This is a genomic window from Brevibacterium sp. NPDC056726 (assembly GCF_042790515.1).
Classification (GTDB): Bacteria; Actinomycetota; Actinomycetes; order Actinomycetales; family Brevibacteriaceae; genus Brevibacterium; species Brevibacterium sanguinis.
Genome location: NZ_JBHTYZ010000001.1, coordinates 789467 through 797065 on the forward strand (window position 1 = coordinate 789467; position 7599 = coordinate 797065).

Consider the following 7599-nt stretch of genomic DNA (forward strand, 5'->3'; position numbering starts at 1 on the left):
GCGATCCCGACCGCACGGCCCACTCGACCTCACTGGGTGCGACGTCGGCGCAGACCCGCTGCGGCTGTCGCCGCGATCCGCGGGTCGATGTCCTCGCTCAAGCGCGCGATGAGGCCGTCGCTGAGCGGCCCCGGGATCTCGAGGAGCACTTGGAGGACCTGCAAGCGCTCATGCGGGTCGTGGGATTCGCTGCGCTCGTGCAGCTCGACGAGGATCCATCCGGTCACCGAGCCCGGCGCGCTCCGCGAGTCGTGGCTGTCCTCGCCGTAGTAGCCGCCGAGGAGTTCGGCCGCCTCGACGTCGGTGTCGCCGCCCATGGCCATGTCCATGAGGGCAGAGGCGACGATCGGGTCGCGCTGCCGGCCCAGGGCGAGAGTCGCGAGAGTCCTCACCTGCGGGTCGTCGTCGCCCAGGCCGGACCGCAGCGCCGCAACGAGGTCATCGGCGATGACCGCGCCGAGGTCGTCCGCCGAGGTGGTCCTCGCGATCTCGTCGAGCGCGCGGACGGCGTTGCGCCGCACGGCAGGATCGGCTGAGTCGAGACCGCCGATGAGGTGCGGGACGGCCTCGGGAGCCGACTGCGCGAGCGCCCATCGCATGGCTCCGGCGACATTGAGCACGGACTCGTCGAGGACCGCCGCGACCAGGGTCTCGACGGGCACTCCCCCGTCGACCCCGACGCCGAGCGCGGCCTTGTGGCGTTGGATGGCATCACGGGATTCGAGCGAGCGCATGAGGTCGATCGCCGCCAGCAGACCGTCGCCATCGGTGAGACCGACCCGGTCGATCCGCTCGAGGTGGTCGAGAAGGGTCTGTTCCGCGGCGATCCGGGACCGCGTCGCCGCGATGAGCCGGGTGACGAGCTCCCCGGCGCCGAACGAGGGCTCGTCGAGGACTGTGCCCACGTCGGACAGCGACATCCCCAGCTTCCGCAGTCCCTCGATGTGGAAGATGCGGCCGATGTCGGCAGCGGAGTAGTCGCGGTAGCCGCTCGACGTCCGCTCACTCGGGGCGAGCAGTCCGAGCGATTCGTAGTGTCTGAGCATGCGTGCGCTCACTCCCGACCTTCGGGACACCTCACCGATGCGCATCCGCACCTCGCTTTCCCCTCAGGCACAGGCTCGCGGCCTCCGGATTCATGAGGAAGGAGTCCGAGCCGCCGGCCCCGCGGGCGACACCGTGCTTGCCCCACACAGTATCGCCCGCAGGCAACCGACCCTTCCCAAAACCGGTCTATGCCGACGCCTCGGACCCCAGTGCGACCACCCGCTTGGCCTCGTTCAAGGCGTGAGCGAAACCGGCGTCGGGGTCATGGAACATCTCGACCGTCGCCAGAGCGTGTGCCCGCACTGTTTCTTCCTCTGCCTCCACACTGCCATCCACCACTGACACGACATCCTCGCCCAGGGACACCAGCGCCCTGCTCAGGCTCTTCTGCATCTCGACATCACCGCGTCCCAACTGCGTGACCAGGAACGATGCCAGCTCGTGCCGACTCTCACCCGGCACCAGCGCAACCGCGGACCTCCACGCACTGCGGGCCACCTCGGCGTCGGGATGAGCGATGAGCACGCAGCCGACGACGGCAGGATCCATCGCCGCCCAGGCACGGCGGTCCCCGATCTTCGACAGCGTATGCAGGGCCTGACTCCGGGCCTGCGGGGTCTCCGACTCGAGTTCGGCGATGAGCCGGGCGACGACGAGGTGGGGCGACAGGCGCGTCAGGGCCCACGTGAGCATGTCGCGGACGAAGAAGTCGGGCTCGGTGCGACTGCGTTCGATGAGGACGTCGAGGAAGCAGTCGTCCGCCTCGGTGCCGATCGCGAGCGCGGCCTGCAGCCGCTGCTGCGCAGGGCCCGAGCGCAGCGCCCGGGTGAGTTGTGGATGGGTCGGTTGTCTGGTCATGTCATCCACCTCCTTCACTCCCCACTCAAGACCCTGACAGCGTGTCAAGGTCAAGCCCCGGCGCGACCGAAGTGCGCCGCCCGATGCCGACTCCGGCTTAGAATCAGAGGGCATCGCCACACCATCTCCGCCCCAGACGGTCGCCCGCACTTCCGCACAGGAGCAGCCCGTGGACAAGATCGATCTCAAGAAGACCCTGCCGAGCTATCGCGCCCGCCACGGCGAATTCGACGTCATCGAGGTGCCGCCGCGGGCCTATCTCATGATCAACGGCCACGGCGACCCGAACACCTCGCCCGAGTTCACCTCGGCGGTCGAATCCCTCTACCCGCTGGCGTATGCGCTGAAGTTCTTGAGCAAGCGCGAGCTCGGCCGCGACTACGTCGTCCCCCCGCTCGAAGGACTGTGGTGGGCCGCGGACATGAGCGCCTTCACCACGGCCCGGGACAAGTCCGCGTGGGACTTCACCCTCATGCTCCTCGTCCCCAACTGGCTCGATCGCGCGCAGGTCGAAGAGGTCGCCGAGGCGGTCGAGCGGAAGAGCGCTCCCCCGCGACTGCGCGATGTCCGGTTCGAGACCCTCGACGAGGGGACGTGCGTCCAGACGCTCCACATCGGGCCCTTCGACGCCGAGGCCGAGGTGCTCGCCCGCCTCCACGACGAGGTCATCCCCGACGCCGGCCTGATGATGACCGGCAAGCATCATGAGATCTACCTCAGCGACTTTCGGCGGACGGCGCCGGAGCGGCTGCGAACGATCCTCCGCCAGCCCGTGCGCCGCCGATCCGAACGACGCCCACCCGTGCGCCGCTGAGATCACTCCCGCATCGAGGGTTTCGTGACCTTCCTGTGACAAAAACCACGGCGTGGTCACATTGGCCCTTAAGTTTGTTGCATTATCGTTATATTCATGCCTCGACAGACTCGACACCGCAAGGGACGCCGGTCCCCGCTCGTCGGTGCCCTGATCGGCCTCGGAGCAGCAGCGGCGGCGCTGGCGATCGCCGCTGTCGTCATCATCAACGCGCCCGTGTCCTTCGGCTCGACGACCATCAGGCAGATGCAGATGTCCTCCGTCCAGCAGCTCAACCAGCAGCAGATCGACAATGCCCGTCTCATCATCGCCGTCGGTCGCGGCGGCGGCTTCGACGACGAGGCGATCCGGATCGCACTCATGACCGCGCTCCAGGAGTCCTCGCTGCGCAACATCGACTACGGCGACCGCGATTCCGTCGGCCTCTTCCAGCAGCGGCCCTCGCAGGGCTGGGGAGAGCCGAGCGAACTCACCGATCGCGTCTTCGCCACGAAGTCGTTCTACGGCATCAATCCCGAGGTCCACAACCCGGGCCTCGACCAGATCGAGAACTGGCATCGGATGACGCCCACCGAGGCGGCACAGGCCGTGCAGCGGTCGGCCTACCCGGATGCGTACGGCCAGTGGGAGACCCTCGCCGACGACCTCATCGGCACCCAGACGGACGTCGAAGCGCTGCCCTGACTACACTGGCCGGGTGAAACTCAGCACCGCATTCCCCGCCATCGCCTCTGCCACCACCGCAGCCCTGCTCGTCAGCGGCTGCTCGATCCTGCCCGGCCCCGCCGATGACCAGGCCCGCGGCAGCTATCCGCAGACGATCGATTCGCCCTACGGCACCACCGAGATCGCCGAGCAGCCGACGACGGTCGCCGTGACCAGCCCCGTCGACCTCGACATCGCCCTGTCCCTCGGCGTCGATCCCGTCCTCGCCCCGACCGCCGACACCGCGGACGACGGCGGCCTCTCCCCCTGGGCGGCCGCTGCGCTCACGGACAAGGGGCTCGACGCCCCGGCCACCTACGACGCCGCGGACGGGCCCGACCTCGACGCCCTGAAGAAGGCCGCTCCCGACGTCATCCTCGCCACCGGCCTCGACTCCGCCGAGGCGGACTACGACGCGCTGTCGCAGATCGCTCCCGTCGTCGCCTCGGCGCCGGATGCCACGTGGACCGATCGCACCGCCGCTGTTGCCACGGCTCTCGACCGGGCGGATGAGGCGAAGACGGTCGTCGATGACATCGCCGCGTCCGCCGACGACATCGCCGCAAGCCACCTCGAGTTCGAGGACACCACTTACACGTTCGCGAACGTCGAGAAGTCCTCGGTCGACTACCTCTCCTACGACGGCAGCGACAGCAGCTTCTTCACCGGTCTCGGGCTGCTGCCGTCCACCTCGGCGAAGGAGTACACCGCGGAGGAGCACGAGGTGAAGAAGTCCCAGGTCGACCGCCTCGACGCCGATGTCCTCTTCATCCACTTCCCCGATCAGGGCGAGGGCCTGTTCGACAAGGCCGACCTCGCCGACCCGTTCTACCGCGAGGTCAAGGTCATCCGCGGCAAGCACTACGCGATCCTCGACGACGACGAGTTCACCGCCCTGACGAACCTCTCGCCCCTGAGCTACCCATGGCTGCTCGATGACCTTCCCGACGCCATCGGCACGGCCGAACAGGGCGAGGCCTAGGCGCTCTTCACCCTGACCGCCGCGGTTCCGGGGCCGGTCAGTCCCGACCCAGGATCTCGCCTCGGCGAGCGTCGCCTCGGTTGAGGGACCGCACAGCTGTTGCGGTAACCTCAGTCCATGGCTGCCTCTTCTGATTCCGTCCCGGTCAACGCCGACGTCGAGGCCCTGCTGCGCGATCCCGAGGGCAACCTCGAGGCGATCTCCGAGACCGCCGACCTCTTCAAGGCGCTCGCGACTCCGTCCCGGCTGAAGATGCTCCTCGTCCTCGCGCACGGCGAGGCGACGGTGACGCACATCGTCGATTCGACGGGGCTGTCGCAGCCGCTCGTGTCCCAGCACCTCAAGTTCCTCCGCGGGCTCCACCTCGTCGGGGTCAACCGCGTCGGCCGGGAGGCGTACTACTCGCTCAAGGACGACCACGTCGCCCACATCATCCTCGACGCGATCGCCCACACCGTCGAGGGCCACGAGCACTGAGCTCCCGCCCGGTCATGTGAGGTCTGCGCCTCGCCCGGACACGAAAGCCCCCGCACCCCGCCCGGTCGCGTGAGACCCGCGCCGGCCCTCAGCTGAGGTGGTCGAGGACCCGGTCGAGCGCCTCGGCGGTCCGGTCGGCACCGACGGCCAGGGACAGGCGCTCGGATCGCCAGCCGTCCACGGAATCGAAGTCGTCGCCTGGGGCGAAGGCGACGCCCGTGGCCTGGAGGATGTCCTCGCACCAGTCGGTCGCCGTCGCGAACCGACCGTCCGAGCGGGCGAGGATGTCGTCGATGCGGGCATACATGTAGAACGCGCCATCGGGCGGGGCCATATCGGTGAACCCGAGGTCATCGGTCGCGGCGAGGACATGGTCCCGGGCGCGGGCGAACGAGGCAACGGCAGCTTCGCACTCGGCATAGGACTCGGGGTCGAAGGCGGCCAGGGCGGCGTACTGGGCGGGGACCGGAGCGCACAGGGCGAGGTTGCCGGTGACGTTCGTCGCGGCCGTGACGAGGCGCTCGGGCAGGATCGCCCAGCCCAGCCGCCACCCGGTCATCGCCCAGTACTTCGAGAACGAGGAGATGACGATCGCCTCGTCGTCGTGGGCGAGCGCGGTCTCCCCGGGCGTGCCGATGTAGCTGATGCCGTGGTAGATCTCGTCGGAGATCACCTGGACGTCGTGGTCGCGGCACCAGCTGATGAGCTCGCCGAGGTGGTCGGCCCCGATCATCGTTCCCGTCGGATTCGCGGGCGAGGCGAGCATGAGGCCGGCCAGCGGCGCCTCGGCGTGGGCCTGCTCGAGGAGGTCGACGGTCGGCTGGTAGCCGTGGTCGGCACCGCAGTCGAGCTCGACGATGTCAGCACCGAGGGCGGCGAGGATGTTCTTGTACGCGCCGTAGCCGGGGCGGGCCACGGCCACCCGGTCGCCGACGTCGAAGCACGTGAGGAACACCGTCTGGAAGGCGCCGGAGGATCCCGTCGTCACCTGGATCCGCTCGATCGGGATGTCGACGCCGTACCAGTCCTGGTAATGACCGGCGATCGCCTCCTTCAGGTCGGGGATGCCGAAGATCGCCGAGTAGCCGAGGTTCGTGCCGTCGCTCAGCGCCTCGGCCGCCCGCCGTTTGACCGGGCTCGGGGCTCCCTGCGTCGGTTCGCCGAGGCACATCGCGATCGCGTCGCGTCCCTCCCGCTGCATCTGCTGGACCTTGGCGACGATGTTCATCGCAGCGAACGGACGGACGCGGCCGGCGCGTTCGGAGACGTGGAGGCTCGGCGTGTGGTCGATGGTCATCGTCGGTTCGCTTCCTTCGGGGTCGGGGTCGCCGGCGCAGGGGCGGCCGTCGATTCGCTGGGCTGACGCGCTGTCTCGGTCGGTGCGGGAGCGTCCGTGTCCGCCGGCTCCCTCGAATCGGCCGTGTCGGCGGCAGGGGCCGCCGCCTCGGTGCTCCGCTTCTCGCGCGGGGTCCGGCCCATGAGGTGGAATTCGGGGTTCGGGCGCATGCCGGCGATGTGGGCCATCCGGTTCGAGAGTCCGAAGAAGCCGGTGATCGCGGCGATGTCCCACGCGTCCTCCGCGTCGAAGCCGTGGGCGGCCAAGGCGGCGTGGTCCTCCTCGGTGATCGTCCACGGCGCCTGCGCAACCGTCATCGCGAAGTCGAGCATCGCCTTCTGCCGGTCGGTGATGTCCGCGTGGGCGTAGTCGACGGCGACCTGGTCGGCGACGAACGGGTCCTTCGCGTAGATCCGCAGCACCGCACCATGGGCGACGACGCAGTAGAGACAGTGATTGGCCGCCGAGGTGGCTGTCACGATCATCTCGCGATCGGCCTTCGTGAGGTTCCCCGTCTCCTTCTCCATGAGGGCGTCGTAGTAGGCGAAGAACGCGCGGAACTCGTCGGGGCGACGAGCCAGGGAGAGGAAGACGTTGGGGACGAATCCCGTCTTCTCGGACACGGCAAGGATGTGCTCGCGGATGTCGTCGTCGACCTCGGCGATGTCAGCCATGGGGTATCGCATAGTGCACATGCTAGCCGTCGCCGCAGCAGTCGGCTTAGGGTGGGCGGACGGCCGCAGGCTCTGCCGGAGCAATTCCCGCTGGGACATCGCTGCGGCCCAACCCTCTGGCGCGCACCACCAACGAAGGAGTCGGGACGATGAGCACAGATGACGCAGCAGCGGACACCGGGGCGACCGGGGAGGTGCAGCTCGACAACGGAGTGTTCCGGGTGACGAAGTGGACGATCGAGCCCGGCGGGATCATCCCGATGCACCGGCACGAACACGAGTACGTCGTCGTGCCCATGGTCACCGACACGATGCACGTGCGCAATGCCGACGGCACCGAGCTGACAGCGGAGCTCGAAGCCGGCGTCGCCTACACGCGTGCCGCCGGTTCCGAGCACGAGGTCTCCAACCCGGGCAGCGACGAGGCGGTCAACTTCGTCGAGGTCGAAAGGCTGTGACGCGGCCGGGCTGGCGGGGTCTGAGCTGATCTCCCGGACGCAGAGTGTCGAATCTGCCCTCGCGATTCGACACTCTGCGTCCGGAGAATCGCGGACTTCCGTTGATCCTCCACTGCCCACCGACTTGAGGTCGTTCTGGACAGATCATTCAGCGGCGGTTTCTAACTTCTAGTGCAACACCCTGGCCCCAGTGGCAAGGGAACACGAGAAGGAGGAATCGCGATGGGCACGAAGCTTATCTATCGAAT

Annotated in this window: 9 protein-coding genes; 5 read left to right on the top strand and 4 right to left on the bottom strand. The window is 68.3% G+C overall.

The genetic code is table 11. The features are described from left to right. Window positions 1–29: 29 nt before the first annotated feature. Entirely contained in the window at window positions 30–1091 is a 1062-nt protein-coding gene (locus ACFQ91_RS03465; protein ID WP_198499898.1) for a MerR family transcriptional regulator, read from the bottom strand. A gap of 142 nt (window positions 1092–1233) precedes the next feature. Further along, entirely contained in the window at window positions 1234–1905 is a 672-nt protein-coding gene (locus ACFQ91_RS03470) for a HEAT repeat domain-containing protein (protein ID WP_198499899.1), read from the bottom strand. Between the two features lie 169 nt (window positions 1906–2074). On the opposite strand from ACFQ91_RS03470, the gene ACFQ91_RS03475 reads away from it, so the two are divergent. From ACFQ91_RS03475 to ACFQ91_RS03490, 4 genes are all read left to right on the top strand, one after another. Continuing rightward, window positions 2075–2719 carry a GyrI-like domain-containing protein gene (locus tag ACFQ91_RS03475; RefSeq protein ID WP_198499900.1) on the top strand — a complete coding sequence of 215 codons (645 nt, stop codon included), beginning with the start codon at window positions 2075–2077 and terminating at the stop codon, window positions 2717–2719. Window positions 2720–2815: 96 nt separating this feature from the next. Next, entirely contained in the window at window positions 2816–3403 is a 588-nt protein-coding gene (locus tag ACFQ91_RS03480) for a peptidoglycan-binding protein (RefSeq protein WP_137826531.1), read from the top strand. 13 nt (window positions 3404–3416) lie between these two features. Further along, entirely contained in the window at window positions 3417–4406 is a 990-nt protein-coding gene (locus tag ACFQ91_RS03485; RefSeq protein ID WP_198499901.1) for an ABC transporter substrate-binding protein, read from the top strand. 117 nt (window positions 4407–4523) lie between these two features. Then, entirely contained in the window at window positions 4524–4883 is a 360-nt protein-coding gene (locus tag ACFQ91_RS03490; RefSeq protein ID WP_140954867.1) for a metalloregulator ArsR/SmtB family transcription factor, read from the top strand. A gap of 88 nt (window positions 4884–4971) precedes the next feature. Here the strand turns inward: ACFQ91_RS03490 and ACFQ91_RS03495 are convergent, their stop codons facing one another. Both ACFQ91_RS03495 and ACFQ91_RS03500 read right to left on the bottom strand, forming a co-directional pair. After that, window positions 4972–6180, bottom strand: a complete 1209-nt coding sequence (locus tag ACFQ91_RS03495) for a pyridoxal phosphate-dependent aminotransferase (RefSeq protein ID WP_376870979.1) — start codon at window positions 6178–6180, stop codon at window positions 4972–4974. Beyond that, the gene (locus ACFQ91_RS03500; protein ID WP_198499903.1) at window positions 6177–6905 is read right to left on the bottom strand and encodes a peroxidase-related enzyme; all 729 of its coding nucleotides are present in this window, start codon (window positions 6903–6905) and stop codon (window positions 6177–6179) included. The genes ACFQ91_RS03495 and ACFQ91_RS03500 overlap by 4 nt, the downstream gene beginning before the upstream one ends. Before the next feature lie 137 nt (window positions 6906–7042). On the opposite strand from ACFQ91_RS03500, the gene ACFQ91_RS03505 reads away from it, so the two are divergent. After that, on the top strand, window positions 7043–7351 hold the full coding sequence (locus ACFQ91_RS03505) for a cupin (protein ID WP_198499904.1): 309 nt from the start codon (window positions 7043–7045) through the stop codon (window positions 7349–7351). Window positions 7352–7599: the final 248 nt, after the last annotated feature.